General features: G+C 53.3%; 21 protein-coding genes, 6 tRNA genes and 1 other RNA gene. 13 read left to right on the top strand and 15 right to left on the bottom strand.

The genetic code is table 11. The features are described from left to right. Positions 1 to 67 precede the first annotated feature (67 nt). Positions 68 to 952, top strand: coding sequence for a LysR family transcriptional regulator (locus N037_RS22015; protein WP_032643526.1), 885 nt, complete (start codon positions 68 to 70; stop codon positions 950 to 952). A 43-nt stretch (positions 953 to 995) separates the two neighbouring features. On the opposite strand, the gene N037_RS24445 is transcribed toward N037_RS22015, so the two are convergent. The 5 genes from N037_RS24445 to N037_RS21995 form a co-directional block, all read right to left on the bottom strand. Further along, a non-coding RNA gene (locus N037_RS24445) (RtT sRNA) lies at positions 996 to 1,124 on the bottom strand. Positions 1,125 to 1,150: 26 nt separating this feature from the next. After that, positions 1,151 to 1,226: transfer RNA gene (locus N037_RS22010), tRNA-Lys, on the bottom strand. Between the two features lie 4 nt (positions 1,227 to 1,230). Further along, positions 1,231 to 1,306: transfer RNA gene (locus tag N037_RS22005), tRNA-Val, on the bottom strand. A 29-nt stretch (positions 1,307 to 1,335) separates the two neighbouring features. Continuing rightward, positions 1,336 to 1,411, bottom strand: a tRNA-Val gene (locus tag N037_RS22000). 41 nt (positions 1,412 to 1,452) lie between these two features. Beyond that, positions 1,453 to 1,528, bottom strand: a tRNA-Val gene (locus tag N037_RS21995). Between the two features lie 258 nt (positions 1,529 to 1,786). On the opposite strand from N037_RS21995, the gene gltX reads away from it, so the two are divergent. Beyond that, complete coding sequence (gene gltX / locus N037_RS21990; RefSeq protein ID WP_032643524.1) at positions 1,787 to 3,202, top strand: glutamate--tRNA ligase; 1,416 nt, start codon at positions 1,787 to 1,789, stop codon at positions 3,200 to 3,202. Positions 3,203 to 3,253: 51 nt separating this feature from the next. Here the strand turns inward: gltX and N037_RS21985 are convergent, their stop codons facing one another. Together N037_RS21985 and N037_RS21980 are read right to left on the bottom strand one after the other, a co-directional pair. Continuing rightward, positions 3,254 to 3,637: a YfeC-like transcriptional regulator gene (locus tag N037_RS21985; RefSeq protein WP_032643522.1), complete on the bottom strand. Its 384-nt coding sequence runs from the start codon at positions 3,635 to 3,637 to the stop codon at positions 3,254 to 3,256. A gap of 1 nt (position 3,638) precedes the next feature. Beyond that, on the bottom strand, positions 3,639 to 4,001 hold the full coding sequence (locus tag N037_RS21980) for a YfeC-like transcriptional regulator (RefSeq protein ID WP_032643520.1): 363 nt from the start codon (positions 3,999 to 4,001) through the stop codon (positions 3,639 to 3,641). Positions 4,002 to 4,218: 217 nt separating this feature from the next. Between N037_RS21980 and N037_RS21975 the strand changes: the two genes are divergently transcribed. The 3 genes from N037_RS21975 (at position 4,219) to N037_RS21965 (ending at position 6,816) form a co-directional block, all read left to right on the top strand. Then, positions 4,219 to 4,294: transfer RNA gene (locus tag N037_RS21975), tRNA-Ala, on the top strand. Positions 4,295 to 4,335: 41 nt separating this feature from the next. After that, positions 4,336 to 4,411 (top strand) — tRNA-Ala (locus N037_RS21970). Positions 4,412 to 4,626: 215 nt separating this feature from the next. Then, complete coding sequence (locus N037_RS21965; protein WP_032643518.1) at positions 4,627 to 6,816, top strand: sensor domain-containing phosphodiesterase; 2,190 nt, start codon at positions 4,627 to 4,629, stop codon at positions 6,814 to 6,816. A gap of 46 nt (positions 6,817 to 6,862) precedes the next feature. Here the strand turns inward: N037_RS21965 and N037_RS21960 are convergent, their stop codons facing one another. Continuing rightward, positions 6,863 to 8,050: a NupC/NupG family nucleoside CNT transporter gene (locus tag N037_RS21960; RefSeq protein ID WP_008501591.1), complete on the bottom strand. Its 1,188-nt coding sequence runs from the start codon at positions 8,048 to 8,050 to the stop codon at positions 6,863 to 6,865. Positions 8,051 to 8,397: 347 nt separating this feature from the next. Between N037_RS21960 and N037_RS21955 the strand changes: the two genes are divergently transcribed. Further along, positions 8,398 to 9,636 carry an Nramp family divalent metal transporter gene (locus N037_RS21955; protein ID WP_023332940.1) on the top strand — a complete coding sequence of 413 codons (1,239 nt, stop codon included), beginning with the start codon at positions 8,398 to 8,400 and terminating at the stop codon, positions 9,634 to 9,636. Positions 9,637 to 9,668: 32 nt separating this feature from the next. Here N037_RS21955 and N037_RS21950 read toward each other — a convergent pair whose 3' ends face one another. Together N037_RS21950 and mgrA are read right to left on the bottom strand one after the other, a co-directional pair. After that, the gene (locus N037_RS21950) at positions 9,669 to 10,010 is read right to left on the bottom strand and encodes a DUF2502 domain-containing protein (protein ID WP_023332939.1); all 342 of its coding nucleotides are present in this window, start codon (positions 10,008 to 10,010) and stop codon (positions 9,669 to 9,671) included. Positions 10,011 to 10,137: 127 nt separating this feature from the next. Beyond that, a complete protein-coding gene (mgrA, locus tag N037_RS21945) occupies positions 10,138 to 11,136 on the bottom strand; it encodes an L-glyceraldehyde 3-phosphate reductase (RefSeq protein ID WP_032643516.1) in 999 nt (332 codons plus the stop codon). 185 nt (positions 11,137 to 11,321) lie between these two features. Here mgrA and ipdC point away from each other — a divergent pair, with 185 nt between their 5' ends. Beyond that, entirely contained in the window at positions 11,322 to 12,980 is a 1,659-nt protein-coding gene (gene ipdC / locus N037_RS21940; protein ID WP_032643514.1) for an indolepyruvate decarboxylase, read from the top strand. Here the strand turns inward: ipdC and N037_RS21935 are convergent, their stop codons facing one another. After that, the gene (locus N037_RS21935) at positions 12,981 to 14,216 is read right to left on the bottom strand and encodes an ion channel protein (protein ID WP_032643512.1); all 1,236 of its coding nucleotides are present in this window, start codon (positions 14,214 to 14,216) and stop codon (positions 12,981 to 12,983) included. It abuts the gene before it with no gap. 205 nt (positions 14,217 to 14,421) lie between these two features. Here N037_RS21935 and glk point away from each other — a divergent pair, with 205 nt between their 5' ends. Continuing rightward, positions 14,422 to 15,387, top strand: coding sequence for a glucokinase (glk, locus tag N037_RS21930; RefSeq protein WP_023332935.1), 966 nt, complete (start codon positions 14,422 to 14,424; stop codon positions 15,385 to 15,387). Positions 15,388 to 15,422: 35 nt separating this feature from the next. Here glk and N037_RS21925 read toward each other — a convergent pair whose 3' ends face one another. After that, positions 15,423 to 16,154, bottom strand: a complete 732-nt coding sequence (locus tag N037_RS21925) for a LytR/AlgR family response regulator transcription factor (RefSeq protein ID WP_023332934.1) — start codon at positions 16,152 to 16,154, stop codon at positions 15,423 to 15,425. Positions 16,155 to 16,157: 3 nt separating this feature from the next. Then, positions 16,158 to 17,864, bottom strand: coding sequence for a sensor histidine kinase (locus tag N037_RS21920; RefSeq protein ID WP_032643510.1), 1,707 nt, complete (start codon positions 17,862 to 17,864; stop codon positions 16,158 to 16,160). Between the two features lie 386 nt (positions 17,865 to 18,250). On the opposite strand from N037_RS21920, the gene alaC reads away from it, so the two are divergent. Then, positions 18,251 to 19,489, top strand: a complete 1,239-nt coding sequence (gene alaC / locus N037_RS21915) for an alanine transaminase (protein WP_023332931.1) — start codon at positions 18,251 to 18,253, stop codon at positions 19,487 to 19,489. Positions 19,490 to 19,541: 52 nt separating this feature from the next. Here the strand turns inward: alaC and ypdK are convergent, their stop codons facing one another. Next, positions 19,542 to 19,613, bottom strand: a complete 72-nt coding sequence (ypdK, locus tag N037_RS24990; RefSeq protein WP_099458937.1) for a membrane protein YpdK — start codon at positions 19,611 to 19,613, stop codon at positions 19,542 to 19,544. A gap of 358 nt (positions 19,614 to 19,971) precedes the next feature. Beyond that, positions 19,972 to 20,928, bottom strand: a complete 957-nt coding sequence (lpxP, locus tag N037_RS21910) for a kdo(2)-lipid IV(A) palmitoleoyltransferase (protein ID WP_050511275.1) — start codon at positions 20,926 to 20,928, stop codon at positions 19,972 to 19,974. 757 nt (positions 20,929 to 21,685) lie between these two features. Here lpxP and tssB point away from each other — a divergent pair. From tssB to tssL, 4 genes are read left to right on the top strand one after another with little or no spacing between them, the layout of a single operon-like run. Then, complete coding sequence (tssB, locus tag N037_RS21905; RefSeq protein WP_032643508.1) at positions 21,686 to 22,183, top strand: type VI secretion system contractile sheath small subunit; 498 nt, start codon at positions 21,686 to 21,688, stop codon at positions 22,181 to 22,183. Between the two features lie 32 nt (positions 22,184 to 22,215). Next, positions 22,216 to 23,760 carry a type VI secretion system contractile sheath large subunit gene (gene tssC / locus N037_RS21900; protein WP_032643506.1) on the top strand — a complete coding sequence of 515 codons (1,545 nt, stop codon included), beginning with the start codon at positions 22,216 to 22,218 and terminating at the stop codon, positions 23,758 to 23,760. Between the two features lie 18 nt (positions 23,761 to 23,778). Then, entirely contained in the window at positions 23,779 to 25,116 is a 1,338-nt protein-coding gene (gene tssK / locus N037_RS21895) for a type VI secretion system baseplate subunit TssK (protein ID WP_032643504.1), read from the top strand. After that, positions 25,113 to 25,766, top strand: a complete 654-nt coding sequence (tssL, locus tag N037_RS21890) for a type VI secretion system protein TssL, short form (RefSeq protein WP_032643502.1) — start codon at positions 25,113 to 25,115, stop codon at positions 25,764 to 25,766. Before tssK ends, tssL begins: the two co-directional genes overlap by 4 nt. The last annotated feature ends 1 nt before the right edge of the window (position 25,767 follow it).

The raw sequence follows: 25,767 nt of genomic DNA, 5'->3' as shown, positions 1-25,767 counted from the left end.
ATTTTCCCTCCGCACGCTGAAAGGCTTTAAGGTAGGCGCATAAGTGTTTTCGCCAGGATATGTTTTGATGGAACGCGTCTATCGGACCGATCTCAAGCTGCTGCGTTATTTTCTGTCCGTTGCGGAGGAACTGCATTTTGGACGGGCTGCGGCCCGTCTCAACATGTCTCAGCCGCCGTTAAGCCTGCATATCAAAGAGCTGGAAAGTCAGCTGGGCACGTTACTGTTTATTCGCCACTCGCGGAGCGTCGCGTTGACGCATGCCGGTAAAGTGCTGATGGAAGAGTCACGCCGGCTGCTCGCCAGCGCAAACCAGGCTCTGGCTCGCGTCGAGCAAATTGGCAGGGGTGAGGCAGGGCGTATTGAGCTGGGGATTGTGGGCACCGCCATGTGGAGTGAGGTGCGCACGGTCATGCGCGCTTTCCTGAAAGAGCATCCGAATGTTGATGTTGTGTTTCGCGAAAAATCGCCGGTAATGCAGATGGCGCTGCTTGAGCGCCGGGAACTGGATGTTGGCATCTGGCGAATGGCAACGGAACCTACCGCGGGGTTTACCAGCCTGCGGTTGCGTGAGGCGGCTTTTCTGGTGGCAATGCCGGAAGATCACCGGCTGGTCAGGGAGCATTCCATTGCGCTCGAAGAATTGCAGGATGAGTATTTTGTCACGATGCCTTCGGCCCATTCTGACTGGGCATTTTTACATCGCGTCTGCCAGCAGGCCGGGTTTTCGCCGATGATTGTGCGCGAAGCCGTTGAACCGCAAACGGTGCTGGCGATGATCAGCATGGGCATGGGGATCACGCTCGCCGCAGACAGCTACGCGCAAATGCAGTGGCCGGGTGTGGTATTCCGCCCGCTGAAAGAGCGTATACCGGCAGATTTATATGTGGTGTATGACGAGAAGCAGGCGACGCCAGCGGTGAAGACGCTGATTGCAACACTAACGATGTAAATCGTAGATAGCAAAAAGGCGCCTTTAGGGCGCCTTTCTACATTGGTGGGTCGTGCAGGATGACTCGCTTCGCTCGCCCTTCGGGCCGTCGCCGTAAACGGCTCCGGTGCCTCACTGCGTTCGGCTCGAACCTGCTGCAGGTTCGAATCATCCAGATCGCAGATAGCAAAAAGGCGCCTTTAGGGCGCCTTTTTACATTGGTGGGTCGTGCAGGATTCGAACCTGCGACCAATTGATTAAAAGTCAACTGCTCTACCAACTGAGCTAACGACCCGAAATGGTGGGCGATGACGGGCTCGAACCGCCGACCCCCTCCGTGTAAAGGAGATGCTCTACCAACTGAGCTAATCGCCCATTTCGGAACTGCTGCGATAAGGTGAGAATGGTGGGCGATGACGGGCTCGAACCGCCGACCCCCTCCGTGTAAAGGAGATGCTCTACCAACTGAGCTAATCGCCCAATCTCAATTCTTATCTACACTGCGAGTCTACCGAAGTAGATGGTGGGTGATGACGGGCTCGAACCGCCGACCCCCTCCGTGTAAAGGAGATGCTCTACCAACTGAGCTAATCACCCCCGCTGTGTGGAGTCGCATTATAGGGAGAGTTGAAAATGAGTCAACGCATTTTCTAAAGTTTTTATTCGTTCGTCGTAAAATTAGACAAAACGATCGCGAAACGGGCAGTGGCGCATGATTTCTAAACAAAAATCGCAAACTCGGGCACGATAAAGGGATCAACATTGAGGAATCCCCCCACAGTGATAGAATATTGCCCATCGTTTTTTCCCCAGGATTTGCCGATTGCCGGCATCTTTATAACGTAAGGCCATTTCATGAAAATCAAAACTCGCTTCGCGCCGAGCCCGACAGGCTATCTGCACGTCGGTGGTGCACGTACCGCTCTCTATTCCTGGCTTTTCGCACGCCACAACAAAGGTGAGTTCGTGCTGCGTATTGAAGACACCGATCTTGAGCGCTCCACGCCGGAAGCAATTGAAGCCATTATGGATGGGATGAACTGGCTGAATCTGGAATGGGACGAAGGCCCGTATTTCCAGACCAAACGCTTTGACCGCTATAACGCCGTCATTGATGAGATGCTGGTCGCGGGCACGGCGTACAAATGCTATTGCTCGAAAGAGCGTCTGGATGCGCTGCGTGAAGCGCAGATGGCGAACGGTGAGAAGCCGCGCTATGACGGCCGCTGCCGCCACGACCACAGCGAGCATGCTGCTGATGAGCCTTGCGTGGTGCGTTTTGCTAACCCACAGGATGGCTCGGTGATCTTTGACGACCAGATCCGTGGCCCAATTGAATTCAGCAACCAGGAGCTGGACGATCTGATCATCCGCCGTACCGACGGTTCCCCAACGTACAACTTCTGCGTAGTAGTTGATGACTGGGATATGGAAATTACCCACGTTGTCCGTGGTGAAGACCATATCAACAATACGCCGCGCCAGATCAACATCCTGAAAGCGCTGAATGCGCCTGTTCCGGTCTATGCGCACGTTTCGATGATCAACGGCGATGATGGCAAGAAACTGTCTAAACGTCACGGTGCGGTAAGCGTTATGCAGTATCGCGACGACGGCTATCTGCCGGAAGCGCTGCTGAACTATCTGGTTCGCCTGGGCTGGGCCCACGGTGACCAGGAGATCTTCAGTCGCGAAGAGATGATCGAACTATTCTCTCTGAGCTCTGTGAGCAAATCAGCGAGCGCATTTAATACCGATAAGCTCCTGTGGCTGAACCACCATTACATCAATACCATGCAGCCAGAATATGTGGCGACGTATCTGCAGTGGCACATTGAGCAGGCAAATATTGATACCCGCACTGGCCCTGAACTGGCGGATCTGGTGAAACTGCTCGGCGAGCGCTGCAAGACGCTGAAAGAGATTGCCGAAAGCTGCCGCTACTTCTATGAAGAGTTTGATGCGTTCGACGCAGATGCCGCGAAGAAACACCTCCGCCCGGTAGCGCGTCAGCCGCTGGAAGTGGTGCGCGACAAGCTGGCTGCACTCACCGAGTGGACCGCTGAGAATGTGCATCACGCCATTCAGGCGACGGCAGACGAGCTGGAAATCGGTATGGGTAAAGTGGGTATGCCACTGCGCGTTGCGGTGACGGGTGCGGGTCAGTCTCCGGCGCTGGATGTGACGGTTCATGCCATCGGCAAGTCACGCAGCGTGGCGCGCATTAACAAGGCGCTGGACTTTATCGCTGAACGTGAAAATCAGCAGTAATTACGCCTCAGATAAAAAAACGGCAGGGTAACCTGCCGTTTTTTATGCCTTTTATTCGGTGATTCCCAGCCGCGTAAGAAAGCCGTGAATGCCTTCGCGTTTCAAAAAGGCATCCAGACGCTTCTGTTCTGACGGCGTCATACTCTCCAGCGTCTCAATAATGCCGGGAGAGAGATTTGAAGAGGGGGCACGGTAGGAAGCGGTGACCTCAGCGAGGTGGTAAACCGCCTGACGGTTGCGGATCGCCGGGAGACTCATTATATGTTCCTTCACGCGTGCATCGACATGAATGAGCCGCGCGCGACCGCCTTTCACGCCGTTGAGCCCTTCCGTTTTCCACCCCTGCTGGCGTATCCAGCGATTAACCGTTTGTCTGGCAACGCCCAAACTTTCCGCCAGCTCTTCCGTGGTCATTTTGCTCCGTAATCTTTTCATATCAGTCCCGATCGCGTATCCCTAAACGTTGCAACAATCCGGTAATCCCTTCCCGCATTAACAGCGATGTCATCTGCTTCTGCTCTTCCGGCGTCATTTCATTGGCCAGCGTGAGGAGCAGGGTGTGAAGCGAACCGTCATGGCTGATGCCGTCTGGCAGTTCGGACGTCTCACTTGCCCGACGTGCGCTGCGGATAAAGTCACGGACTTTTTCGTTCACATGAACCAGGCGCGCTTTCCCGCCCTGGACGCCTGGTTTTGGTGACGTAATCCAACCCTCTTTGCGTACCCATTTATTGATGGTCTGGCGGCTATAGCCAGTGAGGAGGGCTAACTCTTCTGGCGTCATTCGTTCCTTGATCATGCAATTTCCTGAATATCTGTGGGGTTAATTAACGGCTCATTTTATAGCACCGTTTTACGTGAAAACGTGACAGGCTTAACTCCTGGCTGCGAGCAGGCTCGCAAAGTGATTCATTTGCATGATTTTTCGGCGATTGAATGGCTGGGATTGATTTTGCCGTTGACACTCCGCAGCGGAATTCATATTATGCCGCCCGTCAACATGACAGCTTTACGATGGGGCTATAGCTCAGCTGGGAGAGCGCTTGCATGGCATGCAAGAGGTCAGCGGTTCGATCCCGCTTAGCTCCACCAAACTCTGAACCCAACAGAGTGCGGTCAGTAAAGTAACATGTGGGGCTATAGCTCAGCTGGGAGAGCGCTTGCATGGCATGCAAGAGGTCAGCGGTTCGATCCCGCTTAGCTCCACCAAAATTGTAAACCCTCGTCAAAAGACGAGGGTTTTTTTTATGTGTTTGTAACACCCATCCCCGTATTTTGTTATCAAAAAGAAGGTATTCCCATACCTCACCTCAATCGACATCAATAAACCAGTCTATAAATAGACTTGAACTTGATTCGTGCAATTAATAAACCTATTATCCATCCGGTCAATGATTCGAACGGATAATATACTCATCAGCTTAATGAATAGAAAAACGTATAAGAATGTAAAGATATTTATAATTGCCCTGATACTTTGCCTGATTACGGTACCTGTCTCCCGTTATCTCTCTCCCCGCGCAATTGTTAATGGTCACGACGTTTATTTAGCATGGCTACCGCTAAGCGTTATGCTGGCGGTAATTCTGCTATTTGGGCGCAGGGCTATTCTTCCCATTGTGTTAGGTTTTACTGTCACTAATCTATTTTATATTAATTTAGCACCGCTACAATATGCAGTATTACTGTTTTGTCAGACCTTTGCGTTGTTCACGGCGTGCGGCGTTCTGCGCATCATACTGGGTAAGCGCTGGCGCTACTGCATTCCTAACAAGCACATCGGTTTACGTATATTCTGGCTTGGTTTTATCGTGCCGATAGGTATTAAGCTGTCGATGTATATGGCAGGCTATTTGTTTGATTTTCCTGTCACAATCTCGACATTTTTCGGCGAAGGAACGGTAATTTATAACGTTGTGGATATACTGAGCCTGATATGTGCGGCGTTGATTTTTACCATGATGTTTTATTACCCATTAAGAATGATAATTAATCCTCGCTACGCGAGGAACTTCTGGCGGCAAAGCGTGAAGCCCGTGTTTTTTCACAAGAATTCATTATATATTTTTGTCTGGCTGATGCTTTTAATTTTCATTCTCGTCATTTTATGTGGTCCTTTTGAATCCCCCGTCATTGCCGGCTATTTGATGCCGCTGATTTTTATTCTTTTTACCCTGGCGATAAGCCGCCTGACCTATGCGCTTATCTCTCTGCTGTGGGCTGCATCTGCGCTCCTGCTGTTGACCTACAACTACAACTTCCTTAACGGGGTGGAATCGGGCCATTCGCTCTCTTTTATCCTGTCCGTGCTTATCTCTTTCGCTATCTGTTTGCTTTACATGTCGCGGATCTATCAACGTAGCGAATGGCTCAAGCGGGGCTGGCAGGACAGAGCGCTCACCGATCCGCTGACCGGGTTACCGAACATCCGTGCGCTGGAAGATTATCTTGAGATTCATCCAGATGCCAAAGTGTGCATTTTGCGCATGGATAATCTGGAATTTTTGAGCCGCCACTACGGGATTATTATGCGGGTTCATTGCAAACGAACGATCGCCACATCGCTTCAGCCGCTCCTGCAAAAAGATGAGATGCTCTTCCAGTTGCCCGGAAGCGAGCTGGTGCTGGTACTGCTCGGGCCGGAAATTGCTGAACGCCTCCAGCATATGGTCGATCGGCTCAACAGCAGTAAGATTTTCTGGAACAACGCAGGGCTGGATATTGAGTTTGGCGCGTCCTGGGGAATGGTCGAAAATGGCGAAAAACTGCATCACACGCTGGGGCAGCTGAGCTGGCTGGCAGAGCAGGCCAGCGGAGCGCAAAACGTTCTCGCACTCACGAATAGCCTCGAGGCGGCATCTGGGCAAACAACAGAGCGCGTCCTGATGCTGGCGCGGATTAAGCACGCTCTGGAGACGGATCAATTCCATTTATACGCGCAGCCGATCCAGAAGGCGGACGGGAGCGGGTATTACGAAATTCTGGCGCGTATGGAGAGCGAGGGCGAGATTTTCACTCCTGACCGCTTTATTCCGTTGATTGCCCAGTTCAACCTGAGCCACCGGTTTGATATGAGCATCATGGAGAAATTACTGCTGTGGCTGCGCGATAACCCTGTAAAGCAGGCTGGCACCCGTTTCTCTGTCAATCTGATGCCGCTCACGCTGATGCAAAAAGAGGTGGCGACCGAGATTTGCGCGCTCTTTGAACGCTACGGCGTTGCGCCTCAGGCCGTCGTGATTGAGATCACCGAAGAGCAGGCCTTCTCAAATTCGGGCTGCAGCATCCACAATATTCAGCAGCTGCGGGATTACGGTTTCCGGATTGCCATTGATGATTTTGGTACCGGCTACGCCAACTACGAGCGTCTCAGACGACTGCAGGCAGATATCATTAAAATTGACGGCTGCTTTGTTAAAGACATTTGTACCGACGATATGGATGCGATGATCGTCCAGTCGATGTGTAATCTGGCGAAGACAAAATCGCTGTGCGTTGTAGCGGAATACGTCGAAACACCGGCACAGCGGGAGATGCTGCTTCGCTTTGGCGTGGATTACCTGCAGGGCTACCTGATAGGTAAACCGAAACCGCTGGAAGAGTTGCGGGCATAAAAAAACCGGGAGCCAGGCTCCCGGTTTTTTTGTTTAAGGATAAACGTTACAGGACCAGTGCCGCGATGGAAGCAGACAGGACGCTTACCAGCGTAGAGCCGTAAACCAGCTTCAGGCCAAAGCGAGAAACCACGTTACCCTGTTCTTCGTTCAGACCTTTAATCGCCCCTGCGATAATCCCGATAGATGAGAAGTTCGCGAAGGAGACCAGGAACACGGACAGAATGCCTTCCGCGCGCGGAGAAAGCGTGCTGGCAATTTTCTGCAGATCCATCATCGCAACGAATTCGTTAGAAACCAGTTTGGTTGCCATGATACTCCCTACCTGCAGCGCTTCGTGAGCCGGCACACCCATCACCCATGCAACCGGATAGAAGATGTAGCCCAGAATCCCCTGGAAGGAGATACCCAGCACTGCGGCGAACAGGGCGTTCAGCGCAGAAATCAGCGCAATGAAGCCGATCAGCATGGCGGCAACGATAATTGCCACTTTGAAACCGGCCAGAATGTATTCACCCAGCATTTCGAAGAAGCTCTGGCCTTCGTGCAGGTTAGACATCTGGATGTTCTCTTCGCTGGCGTCAACGCGGTATGGGTTGATCAGCGACAGAACGATAAAGGTGCTGAACATGTTCAGAACCAGCGCCGCAACAACATACTTTGGCTCCAGCATGGTCATATACGCGCCCACGATAGACATGGAAACGGTAGACATTGCAGTTGCCGCCATGGTGTACATGCGGTTGCGGGACATTTTGCCGAGAATATCTTTATACGCGATGAAGTTCTCAGACTGACCGAGGATCAGGGAACTGACGGCGTTAAAGGATTCCAGCTTGCCCATGCCGTTCACTTTGGATAACAGGAAGCCAATTCCACGAATAACGAACGGCAGAACGCGGATGTGCTGCAGAATACCGATCAGCGCGGAGATGAAGACGATTGGGCACAGAACCTTCAGGAAGAAGAACGCCAGACCTTCGTCGTTCATTTTACCAAAGACAAAGTTGGTCCCTTCGTTGGCGAATCCGAGCAGTTTTTCGAACATTTCGGAGAAGCCTTTCACGAAGCCGAGGCCTACGTTGGAGTTCAGGAAGAACCACGCAAGTAAAACTTCAATGACCAGCAGTTGGACAACATAACGGATACGAATTTTTTTGCGGTCTGTGCTGACCAGCAATGCAAGTGCAGTAACGACAACAAGTGCCAGGACAAAATGAAGGACGCGGTCCATATTTGCTCCAAATATGAGGCAGGTTTAATTTTCGTGCACATTCTATGTAACAAGCGAAAAGAAAACGAGATCGAGGACACACTATAGTTACATCCTGTGACGAGTCTCAAAAATAGTGATCCACAATACATTTTTGTTATGTTAGGTAAATGAGTGAAAAGTTAAGTTTGTGTGCTAGTCTTCACAAAAGCGCGCGCGATTTCAGTTTCTGTTAGATCGCCCCACTTACCCGCCGCCTATCGTTCAAAGCTATCAGAGAAATCACTGTAAACTTTATAAATGATCTTGATAATCATTCTCATTTTGATAGCATTAAACATAGCAAAGGCTATATTTCAGAGGCAGAAATGACAAACAGTCGCGTAGAGGGTAGCAGTGGCAGAGCCGCGCGCAAGTTGCGGTTCGCATTAATGGGACCTGCGTTCATCGCTGCCATTGGCTATATCGATCCAGGTAACTTTGCGACCAATATTCAGGCCGGGGCCAGCTTCGGCTATAAGCTGCTGTGGGTGGTCGTCTGGGCTAACCTGATGGCGATGCTGATTCAGATGCTCTCCGCAAAGCTTGGGATTGCAACAGGTAAAAACCTGGCGGAGCAAATTCGCGACCATTATCCGCGTCCTGCCGTCTGGCTCTACTGGGTCCAGGCGGAAATCATCGCCATGGCCACTGACCTCGCTGAATTTATCGGCGCGGCGATCGGCTTTAAGCTGATTCTGGGCGTGTCGCTATTGCAGGGGGCGGTACTGACCGGGATTGCCACTTTCCTTATCCTGATGCTGCAGCGTCGGGGACAAAAGCCGCTGGAGAAGGTCATCGGCGGTCTGCTGCTGTTTGTCGCGGCGGCTTATATCGTCGAGCTAATTTTCTCACAGCCGAATCTGGCGCAGCTTGGTAAAGGTATGGTGATCCCAAGCCTGCCAACCTCGGAAGCGGTGTTCCTGGCCGCCGGGGTATTGGGGGCGACCATCATGCCGCATGTGATTTACCTTCACTCCTCGTTGACTCAGCATCTCCACGGTGGGACGCGTAAAGAGCGTTACTCCGCCACCAAATGGGACGTGGCGATCGCCATGACCATCGCGGGGTTTGTTAATCTGGCGATGATGGCCACCGCTGCCGCCGCTTTCCATTTTAACGGTCATACCGGTATTGCCGATCTCGACCAGGCCTATCTCACGCTGGAGCCATTACTGAGTCATGCTGCGGCCACGATATTTGGTCTCAGCCTGGTGGCCGCAGGTCTGTCTTCTACGGTGGTAGGCACGCTGGCAGGGCAGGTGGTGATGCAGGGATTTGTTCGGTTCCACATTCCGCTGTGGGTTCGTCGCGCTGTAACCATGCTCCCGTCATTTATCGTGATTCTGATGGGGCTCGACCCAACGCGAATTCTGGTCATGAGCCAGGTGCTGCTGAGTTTTGGTATCGCGCTGGCGCTGGTGCCGCTGCTGATCTTTACCAGCAACAAAACCCTGATGGGCGAACTGGTCAACTCAACGCTGGTGAAACGGACCGGGTGGGCCATCGTGGTGGTAGTGGTGGCGCTGAACCTGTGGCTGCTAATTGGCACAGCGTTGGGGCTCTAACAAAAAAAGGAGCCGCAGGGGCTCCTTTTTTATTAGTGATGGTGGCCGTGGCCATGACCTTTGCCGTGGCCCCAGCCGCCGCGACGGTCGTCACGATCGTTCCAGCCTTCGCGGTAGCCGCGCTCATACGCGTTGTCTTTATACCAGCCGCGGTGTCTGCCGTTATCATGTTTCCACCAGCGGTCTCCGCGCCACTCATAGTGACGGTTCCAGTAGTCACGGTCGCGCCAGTAGCCACCGTCCCAGTATCTGCCGTAGTCGTCACGATCGCCAATTTGTAATTTTACTGATGGCAACAGGGTGATTTCGCCCGCAGTGGCGATCAGCGGGGCTGAAGCCAGTAATACCGCTGCAAGAATCAGTGACCTGAACATACTCTTTCTCCTTCACGATCGGGGCCTTTGTTGGGCCTGTTAACGCAATATTACGAGTTGGTAAAGCCTCGTTTCATCGCCTCAACTCCGAATTGCTGAATGAGAGCACTTTTTGCTAAAAGTGATTTTATTTTGAGCTGCTCAGAATCCCTTCTATACGGGCCAGTTCCTCCGCAGTGAAATGGCGGTTTTGCAGCATGCCCACGGCGTCATCAATCTGCGCCACTTTACTTGCCCCAATCAGCACTGACGTCACATTCTCATGGCGTAATACCCAGGCCAGCGCCATCTGAGAAAGCTTCTGGCCGCGACTTTCTGCCAGGGCATTCAGCTTTCTTACCTTCTCCAGCTTCTCTTCGGTGATCTGGTCAGGGTTAAGGAACTGACTGCCGCTTGCGGCGCGGGAGTCTGCCGGAATGCCGTTCAGATAGCGGTTGGTCAACTGCCCGCCAGCCAGCGGCGAGAAGGGAATACAGCCAACCCCCTTTTCCTGCAACACGTCCAACAGTCCCGCTTCCGGCGCACGTTCAAACATGGAGTATTTCGGCTGGTGGATCAGGCAGGGCGTACCGAGGTCATTAAGGATATCTATCGCCTTGCGGGCCAGCTCTGCAGGGTAGTTGGATAACCCGACATACAGGGCTTTTCCCTGGCGTACCACATGGTCAAGCGCTTTCATGGTTTCCAGCAGCGGCGTTTGTGGGTCGGGACGGTGATGATAGAAGATATCCACATACTCCAGCCCCATGCGCCTCAGGCTCTGATCCAGGCTTGCCAGCAGGTATTTGCGAGACCCCCAATCGCCGTAGGGACCCTCCCACATGGTATAGCCCGCTTTGGTGGAGATGATGAGTTCATCGCGCCAGGGCAGAAAATCCTCCTGCAAAATACGGCCGAAATTACGCTCGGCGGCCCCCGGAGGGGGACCATAGTTATTGGCAAGGTCGAAATGCGTAATACCCAGGTCGAACGCGCGCTGTAAAAGTTGACGGCTGTTTTCGATAAGTGTGGTGTCGCCAAAATTATGCCATAGCCCAAGCGAGATGGCGGACAGCCTAAGCCCGCTTTGGCCGCAACGGCGATATTCCATTGTCTGGTAACGATTTTTGTCCGGCTGATAACTCATTCTTGTGACCTCAGGCGCTGAAGAAAAAAGTCAGTGTATGCGTTTACATTAACGTGAAAAAAAGCAGCATAGCGCAGCCTTTTTTGTAAAGCATTCTTTCCATGTCCTACTTATCGCCAATTCTGGACAGCCATCACGCTTATTTAATACTCAAGGTGAGGTCAACATTAGAAGGATACCTGTTTATGCGTACCCCATACTGCGTCGCCGATTACCTGCTGGACCGTCTTACAGATTGTGGAGCCGATCATCTGTTTGGCGTGCCGGGCGACTATAACCTGCAGTTTCTCGACCATGTGATAGACAGCCCGGATATCTGCTGGGTGGGCTGTGCCAACGAGTTAAACGCTTCTTATGCCGCGGACGGATATGCCCGATGTAAGGGCTTCGCCGCGCTGCTGACGACATTTGGCGTAGGGGAGCTAAGTGCCATGAACGGCATTGCGGGCAGCTATGCCGAGCACGTTCCGGTACTGCATATTGTGGGCGCGCCGGGTACGGCGTCACAGCAAAGAGGGGAGTTGCTGCACCATACGCTGGGCGATGGTGAGTTTCGTCATTTTTACCATATGAGCGAACCGATCACTGCCGCACAGGCGATCCTGACCGAACAAAATGCCTGCTATGAGATTGACCGGGTGTTAACTACCATGCTCCGGGAACGTCGCCCCGGCTATCTGATGTTGCCTGCCGACGTAGCTAAAAAGGCCGCTACACCGCCTGTAAACGCTCTCACTCTCAGGCACGCGCATGCCGATAGCGCCTGCCTGAAAGCGTTCCGGGATGCCGCAGAGAATAGGCTCGCCATGAGCAAGCGTACTGCGCTGCTGGCCGATTTCCTTGTGCTGCGCCACGGCCTGAAACATGCCCTACAGAAATGGGTCAAAGACGTGCCGATGGCACACGCCACCATGCTGATGGGCAAAGGCATATTTGACGAGCGTCACGCCGGTTTTTACGGCACCTACAGCGGTTCGGCGAGCGCCGGTGCGGTAAAAGAGGCGATTGAAGGGGCAGATACGGTGCTGTGCATCGGCACGCGATTTACCGATACCCTGACCGCTGGCTTCACGCATCAGCTAACCCCGTCACAAACAATTGAAGTTCAGCCTCATGCCTCACGCGTTGGTGACGTCTGGTTTACCGGCATCCCCATGCTTCAGGCAATCGAAACGCTGGTGGAGCTGTGTAAACAGCACGTGCACAATACGCCGGGACCGTCGTCTCAAAGCGCAATGCCCTATCCGCAGCCGGATGGCTCGCTGACGCAGGAGAATTTCTGGAAAACGTTGCAGACGTTTATCCGCCCGGGGGACATCATTCTTGCGGATCAGGGGACCTCGGCCTTCGGTGCGATCGACCTTCGTCTTCCGGCTGACGTGAATTTTATCGTCCAGCCGCTGTGGGGATCGATTGGCTACACCCTGGCGGCAGCATTTGGCGCGCAAACTGCGTGTCCGAACCGGCGCGTGATTGTGCTGACGGGGGATGGCGCGGCGCAGCTCACCATACAGGAGCTTGGCTCGATGCTGCGGGATAAACAACACCCCATCATTCTGGTCCTTAACAACGAAGGGTACACGGTGGAAAGGGCGATCCACGGGCCGGAGCAGCGGTACAACGACATTGCGCTATGGAACTGGACGCAAATTCCGCAGGCCCTGAGCCTTGATCCTCAGGCTCAGAGCTGGCGAGTCAGTGAAGCGGAGCAGCTGGCGGACGTACTGGAAAAAGTCGCGCATCACGAGCGTCTCTCGCTGATTGAGGTGATGCTGCCGAAAGCCGATATCCCACCGTTGCTGGGCGCGCTTACCAAAGCGCTGGAAGCGCGCAATAACGCCTGATTACTTGTCGTTTCGCCAGGCCATCATCATCGGTTTGCCCGCCAGCAGGAGCCAGGCGGGCAACATCACGATACAGAGCAGGGGGAAAAGCGTTGAATCGGGTACTACCACCGCCGCCATAAACAGGCTAAGCCACGCGTCGCGCGTGACCACCAGAACCAGCCCCAGAATAGAGCAGGAGACGGTAATGGCCGCCGGCACCGCATCGACATGTTCGTGCAGCATCAGCCCCAGCGCTACGCCAACAAAGACCGCCGGGAAGATACGCCCACCGCGGAAACCGCAGGCTGCAGCCACCAACAGCGCGGCCAGCTTAATCACGGCAAACAGCAGATAGTCGGAGACGCTGAACACCTGGCTGAAGGCCAGCTGCTGCATCTCGTCCAGACCTTTGAACAATGTCACCGTCCCGCCGATTGCCCCTAAAATACCGAGGATCAAACCGCCGGCCCCCAGGATTAACACCGGGTGTTTCAGTTTATGCACCAGCCGGTGCAGGCGCGGAAGACACCATACCGCGACCATTCCCAGCGCGATGGCGATGGCGACAACGATGGCGCCGCTGAAAATATCGGCTATCTGCATCTGGCCGTAGTGGGGAAGGGAGAGTGAAAAATGGGGATGGAAAAACAGGCTGGTCGTCAACGCCCCGGCGGCTGCGGCCATCAGCGGCGCAAAGAGCTTGTCCCACAGCGGAACGTCGTTATTGCTGCTGAGCGTCTGTGAAAAGATCAGTGCGGCAGCGACGGGCGTGCCGAAAAGCGCCCCGATGGTGCCTGCGGAGGCAAGGATGGTCCAGTCCAGTGCGCCGACGCGGGGCAAAATGCGTGAACCGAGAAAAACCGCCAGACCAATATTCACCGCCATAATCGGATGCTCAGGCCCCAGGCTGACGCCGCCGGCCAGACCGATAATCAACGCGATAATCAGCCCCGGCAGTGCAGAAGGGGAAACCGGGGCGCCAATCAGCGGTTCCTGCGCCGGGTCTGGTCCAGCATGGCCGGGACTGAAACGGATCACCAGGCCCACCGCAATACCGGTCAACGTCAGCATTACAACGATCCAGGCAGGAGAATCAGCGGTGGCCCCCAGTTTTGCCGGAAGTGCTGTCCATAACATTGTTTGCAGCACCGACGCGACTTTCATCACGACAATGAGCACCAGGCTTGAGGCCACGCCAATGATTAACGCCGGAATGGCCAGTAACAGCATGGTTCTGGCTCGCGGGTGGAGCATGATGATTTCCTTGTACAAAACGGTATTACGTTACTTTGCACATTAAGCTTTATGGCAATAGTGCAAAAGGTGCTGAAACGGTAAAGTTATTCTGTGACGAAGATCGATAATCCATGGGCATTCACCTTATGGCCGTTGTTGTTATCACGCCTTGAATTTACAGTGTCCCAAAGATTTATTCTGACTTTAGCGGAGCAGTAGAAGAATGACAAAGTATGCTTTGGTAGGTGATGTGGGCGGCACGAACGCGCGCCTCGCATTATGCGATGTAAGTAGCGGTGAGATTTCCCGGGCGAAAACCTACTCAGGGCTGGATTATCCAAGCCTTGAGGCCGTTGTCCGCGTCTATCTGGACGAGCATCAGGTAAGCGTTGAAGACGGCTGCATCGCAATTGCCTGCCCGATAACCGGCGACTGGGTCGCAATGACCAACCATACCTGGGCATTCTCCATCGCAGAGATGAAAAAAAACCTCGGTTTTTCGCATCTTGAAATCATCAATGACTTCACTGCAGTCTCCATGGCGATCCCGATGCTGAAGCCAGAGCATCTGATCCAGTTTGGCGGCGCTGAACCGGTCGAAGGCAAGCCGATTGCGGTTTACGGGGCCGGTACCGGTCTGGGCGTGTCGCATCTGGTGCATGTTGCTCAGCGCTGGGTGAGCCTGCCGGGTGAGGGCGGCCACGTGGACTTTGCGCCAAACAGCGAAGAAGAGGGCATCATCCTTGAAGAGTTACGCGCTGAGATCGGCCACGTCTCCGCCGAGCGCGTCCTTTCAGGCCCGGGGCTGGTGAACCTGTACCGGGCGATTGTGAAATCTGACGGCCGTCTGCCGGAAAACCTGCAGCCGAAAGACGTCACCGAACGTGCGCTGGCGGACAGCTGCATTGACTGCCGTCGTGCCCTGTCGCTGTTCTGCGTGATCATGGGGCGTTTTGGCGGCAACCTGGCGCTGACGCTGGGCACCTTCGGTGGGGTCTATATTGCGGGCGGGATCGTACCGCGCTTCCTCGACTTCTTTAAAGCCTCGGGCTTCCGCGGCGGGTTTGAAGATAAAGGGCGTTTCAGAAGCTACGTGCAGGACATTCCTGTTTATCTGATCGTGCATGATAACCCTGGCCTGCTGGGTTCGGGGGCCCATCTGCGTCAGGTTCTTGGTCAAATCCTCTGACGGATAGCCCTCTCCGGCGGGAGAGGGCTTTTTCTTTACAGGTGCATCAGCTGGCGGAACTCTTTCACCTTGCTGCGGCTCACCGGCACCTGAAAATCCAGATCCTTCAGACGCAAAATGTAGGTGTTGTTAAACCAGGGTTCGATCTCGCGGATCTTGTTTAAATTCACGCAGAACGAACGATGGCAGCGGAAAAAGTGTGCCGTTGGCAGCTTGCTGCAAAACTCGGTGATGTTCATCGCCATCACGTACGATTCCCGCCGCGTATAGACAAACGTCATCTTTTCATGGGCTTCGGCATAGTAGATATCATTGACCGGCGTCACGATGATGCGCTCGTCTTTGACCAGATTAATGGTGTCGTTTTCCCGTACCGCTGGGGTGGCGCTAGCGGGGGCGGTCTGCTGCTGCCATGCGGCTTCCAGCTTTTGCAGCATGCTGACAATCCTGGACTCCTGATAAGGCTTAAGAATATAGTCAAACGCCTCCAGCTCGAAGGCCTCTACGGCGTGCTCTTTCCAGGCGGTGACGAAAACGATAAACGGCTTATGGGCAAACTGATTGATGTTTTGCGCCAGCAATACGCCATCCAGCGACGGGATATTGATATCCAGGAAAATGGCGTCGACCCGGTTATGCTGCAAAAACTTCAGCACGTCCAGACCATCATCAAACGTACCCACAATCTCCATCTGGCTGTGGGTTTTAATAAGCCAGGTGAGCTCCTGCTGAGCCAGGAATTCATCTTCTACGATGATAACTTTCATGGGCTACTCCACCTGGGGCAACAGTGATGTCGTTGTATGCGCGAGCGCGCGCGCATTCGGGACGTAAAAAGAAATTTCGGTGCCCGGCTCAAGGCGGTGAATATGCAGTCCGTCGCCGTAAAGCAGCTTGACCCGGTGGTGCACGTTCAGCAGGCCGATTTTATTCCCGGGCATCTCGTTAGACTCCACGCGCTCAATAACTTTTGGATCAATCCCGTGGCCGGTATCGCGCACGGCAATACGCACGCGGTTGCCGCTTTCTGTAACGCCGATCGTGACCACGCCTTTGCCTTTACAGGGCTGAATACCGTGAACAATCGCGTTTTCGACCAGCGGCTGGATAAGCAGGCTCGGGATCACGCAGTTGACCTCTTCATCAATATCGTAAATGACCGTGAGCTTGTCGCCAAAGCGCGCCTGCTCAATCGCGATGTAATCCTTGATCTGATACAGCTCTTTTTTGATGTCGATCTGCTCGTCATCCTTCAGCTCGATGTTGTAGCGCAGATAGCGCGACAGGTTGAAAATCAGCTGGCGCGCGGTGTCCGGATTCAGACGTATGGAAGAGGAGATAGCGTTCAGCGCGTTAAACAGGAAATGGGGATTGATTTTGCTCTGCAATGCGCGCAGCTCTGCCTTATTTGCCATTTCACGCAGCTGTTCCGCCCGCGAAACCTCAAGCTGGGTGGAGATAATCTGCGACAGGCCAATCGCCATCTCCTGCAGGGAGGAGGTGATCTGATGCGCGTGACAGTAATAAATTTTCAGCGTGCCCGTCACGACGCCTTTCTCCCACAGCGGGATCACCAGCATCGAGTGGATTTCCGGCGTTCGGTGGGCTTCATCATTGTTTTTAATAATGATTTTACCGTAGTTAATCGCCTGTCTGGTGGTCGGACTAATGGTGTCATCGTTGTCGCGGTAGTTATGTTCCCCGACGCCTACGTAGGCCAGCACGTGGTCAATATTGGTGATGGCGACGGCGTCAGCATGGATGTCGTGGCGGATAATCTCGCAGATCTGACGCAACGACTCCGCGTTAACGTGGCGGAAAAGCGGCAGCGTTTTGTTGGCGATATCCAGCGCCAGCTTGGCCTGACGGGCCGCACTGGCCTCTTTTTCCCCTTCAACGCTTTGCACCAGCAGTACGATAAAACCGATGCACACGCTGCCCAGGATCATCGGAATACCGATTTTCGAGACGATATCCAGCCCCAGCGCGGTGGTTGGAGCCCAGACGACGACCAGGATCATGGTCAGCGTTTCGCACACCATGCCTGCGGCGATCCCGGCGCGCCAGCGCTGTTTTTTCGGGATTTTGCGGCTGATCCAGCCGGAAAGCACCCCGGCGATAATGCTGGTGATAAAACACGGCACCGCCGTTACGCCACCGATATCAATCAGGTAGCGGTGCGTCCCGGCAATCAGGCCGGTGATGACGCCTACCCATGGGCCAAACAAAATCCCGCCGGACATGACGGCGATAATACGTACGTTAACCAGCGAGCCCTCTACCGGCACGCCGGACCAGGTGCTGAACAAGGCGAACAGCGAAAAGATGGCGGTTACGGCCAACAGCTCTTTTGGCGAGTGGGCTGATTTGTGCAACAGCTCGCGAAACAGGCGAATGCGAATGAGGAAGAACAGGCAAATCAGCATTAATGCCGCACGGTCAAAAACCGCCAGCAGCATAGTGAATATTTCGTGCACGAGTAGACCTGGGAAAACGGGAAAGAACCATGATAAAAAACCTGGCGCGTATTGACCAGCTATCCGTCAGGTTTATCAAATGAGGAAAAACCATAATTTACAAAGGGGATTATCCGGCAGTGACCGATGCGTCCCGTTTTTTTCCTGATGGCGCATCGTCAGGTAACTGTTTTGATATCATCATGTTAAATAACAGCTATCAGAAAGCCGATCCCGAAACAGAGGCTTCCGCTTTTAGGCGCAGCCGGGTTCCGGTTTTCAGTCGATCGCTTTTTTTTCATTTCCCTCTCGACAGCATGATTTTTTTCAGGTTATTTTCTAAACATGCCACATCGGTGGCAGCGTCGCTCGGACGGTCCGGGCGCTAACGTTAATCTGAGGAATCTATGGCTGAATTCAGTCCTGAACGCCGTTTTACGCGTATCGATCGTCTCCCCCCTTATGTTTTCAATATCACTGCTGAACTGAAAATGGCTGCGCGTCGGCGCGGCGAAGATATCATTGATTTCAGCATGGGTAACCCTGACGGCCCAACGCCGCCGCATATCGTTGAGAAGCTCTGCACGGTTGCCCAGCGTCCGGATACGCACGGTTACTCAACCTCTCGCGGTATCCCCAGATTACGTCGCGCGATCTCGCGCTGGTATCAGGATCGCTATCAGGTTGATATCGATCCGGAAAGTGAAGCGATTGTCACCATCGGATCGAAAGAGGGGCTGGCACACCTGATGCTGGCCACGCTGGATCATGGCGATACGGTGCTGGTGCCCAATCCAAGCTACCCGATTCATATCTACGGCGCGGTGATTGCCGGGGCGCAGGTCCGTTCCGTGCCGCTGGTGGAAGGTGTCGATTTCTTTAACGAACTGGAACGTGCGATTCGCGAAAGTTATCCGAAACCGAAGATGATGATCCTCGGTTTCCCGTCGAACCCAACGGCCCAGTGCGTGGAGCTCGACTTCTTCGAGAAGGTTGTCGCGCTGGCCAAGCGTTATGACGTGCTGGTGGTTCACGATTTAGCCTACGCTGACATCGTCTATGACGGCTGGAAAGCCCCGTCGATTATGCAGGTCCCGGGCGCGCGTGACGTGGCGGTCGAGTTCTTTACGTTGTCGAAAAGCTACAACATGGCGGGCTGGCGTATTGGCTTTATGGTGGGTAACAAAACGCTGGTGAGTGCACTGGCGCGCATTAAAAGTTATCACGACTACGGTACCTTCACGCCGCTGCAGGTCGCGGCTATCGCTGCCCTGGAAGGCGATCAGCAGTGCGTTCACGAGATTGCCGCTCAGTATAAGCGCCGCCGCGACGTGCTGGTGAAAGGGTTGCATGAAGCGGGCTGGATGGTGGAAATGCCGAAAGCGTCCATGTACGTTTGGGCGAAAATACCGGAGCCGTACGCGGCAATGGGATCTCTGGAGTTTGCCAAAAAGCTGCTGCAGGATGCGAAGGTGTGCGTATCACCGGGCATTGGCTTTGGTGATTACGGCGACACCCATGTGCGATTTGCCCTGATTGAAAACAGCGACCGCATTCGTCAGGCGGTGAGGGGCATCAAGAGTATGTTCCGGGCCGACGGTCTTCTCACCTCAAAGAGCGTCGCAGATCACCCCGCGTCGTCATGACATAAAAAAACAGGAGCCGATGGCTCCTGTTTTTTTGACTGCATGTTCTTGACTAGATCATCAGGGCAAAGGTTCCGGCCCAGACTAAAACAATCACCGAAATGCCCATAAAGAAATATTTCACGTTTCATCGCTCCGCGTATCTTGTGGTACGCATTTAAAAACAGAGTCCACCTGATTATAGAGAGCTGAAATCCGGTCAAAACGGAAATGAGAATTTTCCCGTTATGCCGCCGACTCCAGTTCAGAATTCTGTGCTTTCCTGTTGCCAGACGGCGCTAATGTACGCCTAAAAATGAGGGGTGACAAGAGGCATTTTTTTAAATAATTTCCGTTACTTACGAGTGTCGTGGAACGGCGACAGTTTGATTTCGCTTCGCAATAAATTCACTTTGGGCGACGCAATCAAAGACGGTTTTTCAACTGGAAGACAGGTGATTGAAAAGGTTAGTTTCTTAGCGAAACTAACCTTCATGAAGGGCTTAAATATAGAGCGAGGATTCGCCGAGAGGGCGGGTTTTGAAACGGCGATGCATCCAAAGATACTGCTCTGGCGCACGCATGATTTCAGTTTCGATGACTTTATTGATAAACGCTGCGGCTTCGCACTCGTTTTCCGGATAGTTAGCCATTTCAGGAGAGATGTGCAGGCGGTAGCCCGACTTATCTGCTTTTCTCACCATCGTCACGGTCAGCATGGAGGCGCCAGACAGACGCGAAATGACAAAGGTGCCGTTAGTCGTCGCAACGTCTTTCACCGCAAAGAAGGGCGCAAAGCTGCTGCCTTTACGTCCATAATCCTGGTCTGGCGCAAACCAGACGGCTTCGCCTTTTTTCAGGGCGCTTACCATGCCGCGCAGGTTGTTGCGGCTGATCATCGCCTTATTGGAACGCATGCGTCCGCGCGTCTGCACCCACTCCATGACCTGGCTATTGTGTGGGCGGTAGGTTGCCATCATTGGCTGGCAAAGCCCCATCACGCGGCCGCCCAGCTCCAGCGACATAAAGTGAACGCCAACGACCATCACGCCGCGTTTTTGCATCTGTGCGCGTTTAAGGTTATCCAGACCTTCCACGTCAAACCACTTCCGGACACGCTCATCCGGCCAGAACCAGGCCATGCCGGTTTCAAGTAGCGCCATGCCGATAGATTTGAAGTTTTCAGCGATCAGCTTCTCGCGCTCCTCGGCATTGTACTGCGGAAAACAAAGCTCAATATTTTTACGCGCGATGGATTCGCGACGTTTCAGGAAAACGCGGGAAGCGCTGCCCAGTTTCGATCCCAGCAAACGCAGAACAGGGTACGGAAGTTGAACCAGCAGCCAGAGTACGCCAAGACCAAACCATGTAAACCAGTAACGCGGATGTAAAAATGCGCGTTTGAAATTGGATTGAGACAAAATAGAGAAACCTATGTAGAGCCGGTGAAAGTAACGCATAGTGCGATACCACGTGCCTATTAGACCGTAGTACAAGGTCATGGTTGCAGGCTTTACCGATCTTTACGGCGTTACCTGGCCATAGCTGACATTGGCTGGGCGGCATAATGTAACACCGTTATACGATATGTGCTATTACTCGTTTTTGATTAAAAAAGCGGCAGTTCGGAAGGTGTTTGATTTTATGGATTTTATAATGAATCGCTGCAAGAGCGGGCTGTCTGCATGAGTTTGATAGATAGCTCATCTAATGATGAAGGCGTGAATGGGCCAAAAGATCGGCGCGTTTATTCGTGACAGATTACTCAATTATGAAATTCATTTATCCCTTCAAATTTTTCGAATAGGAAAATTCCTTGTGAAATTTCCGATTTATTATTTACACAATCAATAATTCAGTTTTCTTCCATTATTCCAAAATATCTTATTTTTATCGTGCTGCAATAATGTATTGCAGTCCATTAATGATTTTTGGTCTCGGCTTCTTGATGTAAATCAATATAAGGTATTTTCCCAGGTCTCTATCTGCCTGCAATCATTTTTTCGATACAAATATTCGGTTTACATACCAAAAGCAGTGTCTTTTTCTGATGTGGCAGAGTAATTCGCCATAATATTTCAGTGTAAAATTCTTAAGAAATTTCTCATGGCAGATAAAAGATCTGTGTATTTGATTTTGATTCGATCATTATTCTATTATTGCGCATCAAGAACGATACCGTGAAGTTGGCATAGCAAAACAAAGAGGGATGATGAGATGGCTGACAGTTTTCAGAATGAGGTGCCTAAGGCACGTATTAACCTAAAGCTTGACCTGCATACGGGCGGAGCAAGCAAGAAAATGGAATTACCCTTGAAGTTGCTTGTTACGGGTGATTTCAGCAATGGGCAGGAATCTGCGACAATATCTGAGCGCGAAAAAATTAACATCACCAAGAATAATTTTGATAGCGTTCTTTCCGAATATTCCCCAAAAGTTAATCTGACCGTTAAAAATACGCTGTCTGATGATGGTGGCGAGGACAATATTCAGCTGACTTTCCAGAATATGAAAGATTTTACTCCAGAGCAGGTGGCTGCTCAGATACCGCAGCTGAAGGCGATGCTGGCGATGCGCAACTTGCTTCGCGATCTAAAGGCGAACCTGTTAGATAACCAGACTTTCCGAAAAGAGCTGGAAAAAATCGTTTTAGACCAGTCGCTTAGCGCTGAGCTGCGAAATGAGCTATCAGCACTGGCATCAAAACAACCTTAACCATCGCGCTGTTTTAACGGATTAATCAAGGAATGCTCATGTCTGTACAAAATAATATTGCTGGCGGTGAAAGCGTGGTGCTGGAACGTCCTGCTGCGGGTGGGGTTTACGCCTCCCTGTTTGAGAAAATCAATCTGAGTCCTGTCTCCGAGTTGAGCGCGCTGGACATCTGGCAAGATGCACAAGCGATGTCAGATGCGACCGCTGATGAGCGTCTGACTGCCGGTATGCAGGTCTTTCTGGAATGTCTGACCAAAGCAGGCTCGAAGGTCGAAAAACTGGATAAAAGCCTGATTGATCACCATATCGCTGAGCTCGACTATCAAATCAGCCGCCAGCTGGACGCGGTTATGCACCATGACGAGTTTCAGGCGGTTGAAAGCCTGTGGCGTGGGGTGAAGTCACTTGTTGATAAAACAGATTTTCGCCAGAACGTGAAAATTGAGCTGCTGAGCATGTCTAAAGAAGACCTGCGCCAGGACTTTGAAGACAGCCCGGAAATTATCCAGAGTGGTCTCTATAAACACGCCTACATTGATGAATATGATACTCCAGGCGGCGAGCCGATTGCGGCGCTGATTTCAGCTTACGAGTTTGATGCTTCAGCTCAGGATGTCGCTCTGCTGCGTAACATCTCTAAAGTCTCCGCTGCTGCGCACATGCCGTTTATCGGCTCTGCAGGCCCGAAATTCTTCCTTAAAGAGTCCATGGAAGACGTCGCGGCGATTAAAGATATTGGCAACTATTTTGACCGCGCAGAGTACATCAAGTGGAAATCGTTCCGCGATACGGACGACGCTCGCTACATTGGCCTGGTCATGCCGCGCGTGCTGGGACGTCTACCGTATGGCCCGGATACCGTTCCGGTTCGCAGCTTCAACTATGTCGAAGAAGTCAAAGGTCCGGATCACGACAAATACCTGTGGACCAACGCCTCGTTTGCCTTCGCGTCCAACATGGTGCGCAGCTTTATCAATAATGGCTGGTGTGTACAAATCCGTGGCCCGCAGGCGGGTGGTGCGGTTCAGGATCTGCCTATCCATCTGTATGACCTGGGTACCGGTAATCAGGTAAAAATTCCGAGCGAGGTGATGATTCCTGAAACCCGCGAATTCGAATTCGCGAATCTGGGCTTCATTCCTTTGTCCTACTACAAAAACCGCGACTACGCCTGCTTCTTCTCAGCCAACTCTACTCAAAAACCGGCGCTGTATGACACTGCAGACGCGACGGCTAACAGCCGCATCAATGCTCGTCTTCCGTACATTTTCCTGCTGTCGCGTATCGCCCACTACCTGAAGCTGATTCAGCGCGAGAACATCGGTACCACCAAGGATCGCCGACTGCTGGAGCTGGAGCTGAACACCTGGGTCCGTAGTCTGGTGACCGAAATGACCGATCCGGGCGACGAACTGCAGGCGTCTCATCCACTGCGTGATGCGAAAGTCGTGGTGGAAGACATTGAGGATAACCCGGGCTTCTTCCGCGTGAAATTGTATGCGATTCCTCACTTCCAGGTGGAAGGGATGGACGTCAACCTGTCGCTGGTTTCCCAGATGCCGAAAGCGAAGTCGTAAGGCGAGGGGAAATCAGGGATGAAAATTTACCGCCCACTTTGGGAGGATGGGGCCGCTCTGGCCCCGCAACAGTTCCAGCAGCAGGGCCGCTGGAATGAACACGTTGCTAACATGGTCGCCCGGATGGGTATTTCTCATCCCTGGGGCGTGGTTGCGGCAGAGTTTGATGATGCTGCATTGGCGCTCTCTCGCCTGAATGCCATCCGTCTGGTGGTACGCTTTCAGGACGGTACGCTTGTGGATACCGACCTGGCAGATACGCTTCCTCCGGTCTGCGACTTGTCTGTTGCAGCCGGCAGTGAATCTGTTGATGTAGTTGTCGCACTGCCGCTGCTGAGCGCCAGCGGCGGCAACCTCGATAACGGTCAGGACAGTGAGCGCCCGCGTCGCTGGAAAGCGGAGCGTGTGGTAGTGCAGGAACTGGCCGGGTATGAAAGCGGGGAGTTGGCCATTCTGCGTCATGCGCTGACCCTTCGTTTGTCCAGCCAGGAAAATACGTCATACCTGACCTGTCCGGTGGCCCGTCTGGTGCGTAACGCTCAGGGGCAGTGGAGCCGGGACCCGGCTTTCATTCCGACGATGCTTTCCCTTTCTGCAAGCCCGCTTCTGACCAGCGAACTGGGTGACTTGCTGATCCGTTTGCAGGCCCGCCGACGTCGCCTGATGGCGATGCGCCGTGAAAGCAATGAGAGGATGGCCGACTTTGCAGTCGCGGATGTCTCCCTGTTCTGGCTACTCAATGCTCTGAACAGCGCCGAGCCGGTGCTGACGGAACTGCTGCAGGCACCGGATCGGCACCCGGAGTTGCTGTACCGAGAACTGACTCGTCTGGCCGGCAGCCTGCTGACCTTCTCGCTTGAGCACGACGCCGGGAACATTCCTGCTTATCAGCATGATGCACCGGAACGGGTATTCCCACCGCTGCTAACACTGCTCGATAAACTGCTGGAAGCGAGTCTGCCGTCGCGGGTGGTGAGTATCCACCTGGAGCATCAGGATCAGATCTGGAAAGGTGCCCTGCACGATGCGCGCCTGCGCGAAGGGGCGGATTTCTACCTCTCCGTACGTTCCTCCATGCCGAACCATGAACTTCAGACGAAATTCCCGCAGCTGTGTAAAGCGGGCAGCTTTGAAGATGTGTCGGATGTGGTGAATGTGGCTCTGAGCGGGATGGTTATCAAGCCGCTGACCCATGTGCCGGCCGCTATCCCGTTACGCCTTGAGAACCAGTATTTTTCGCTGGATCTGAGTAGTGAGGCAGCGCGGGCGATGCTGGAAGCGGGAAGCTGCACCTTCTATACCCCGCGCTCACTGGGGGATGTGAAACTTGAACTCTTTGCGGTGCTGCGCACATGAATATATCCGATCTCACCCAGTTAGAACGTATCTTCTACCCGGGCTGGCTGATGGTCAGTCAGCTGCGGGGCGGTCAGGAAGTTCGTGATGGTGAAGGGCTCTATCGCCGGGCCTGCCGTCTGGTGCAGGACGCGAAAGCGGCGCTCACGGAAGTCGGCTACAGCGACATCAGCCGTGATCATATGGTGTATGCCCTGTGTGCGCTGCTTGATGAGAGCGTGATGAACCGGGGAACCACCGATGATGGTTATCTGACCTGGCGGCGTGACCCGCTGCAGGCACACTTCTTTGGCACTCTCAATGCTGGTGAGGAGTTGTGGGAAAGAATCCGAGACCTGCTGAAAGAAACTGCCCCTGACGCCGCCGTCCTGACCTGTATGTACCGAACACTGCAGCTGGGGTTCGTGGGTCAGTATCGCGCCCAGGATGACGAGCGTCGGGAAGATACAGTTCGCGCGCTTGCAGAACGGGTGCCGGCCTTCACGCTGGCACAGGACGCCCCTATTGTTGCCCGGGCATCACGTCTGCGCAGCGGTCGACGCGGGTACTGGCTGGCCTGGATCGTGGCCGTTGTCGCCCTGGCGGCGCTCTGGTTCTTCCTCTCGTCTTCGCTTACCGAGCTGGTAAGCCAGACCGTCAGGCCGGAGTAAG

This window comes from Enterobacter sp. EGD-HP1 (assembly GCF_000733275.2).
In the GTDB taxonomy this organism is placed as follows: domain Bacteria; phylum Pseudomonadota; class Gammaproteobacteria; order Enterobacterales; family Enterobacteriaceae; genus Enterobacter.
Note: the sequence above shows the minus strand (reverse complement) of the source record. Positions and strands in the feature narration are given on the sequence as shown.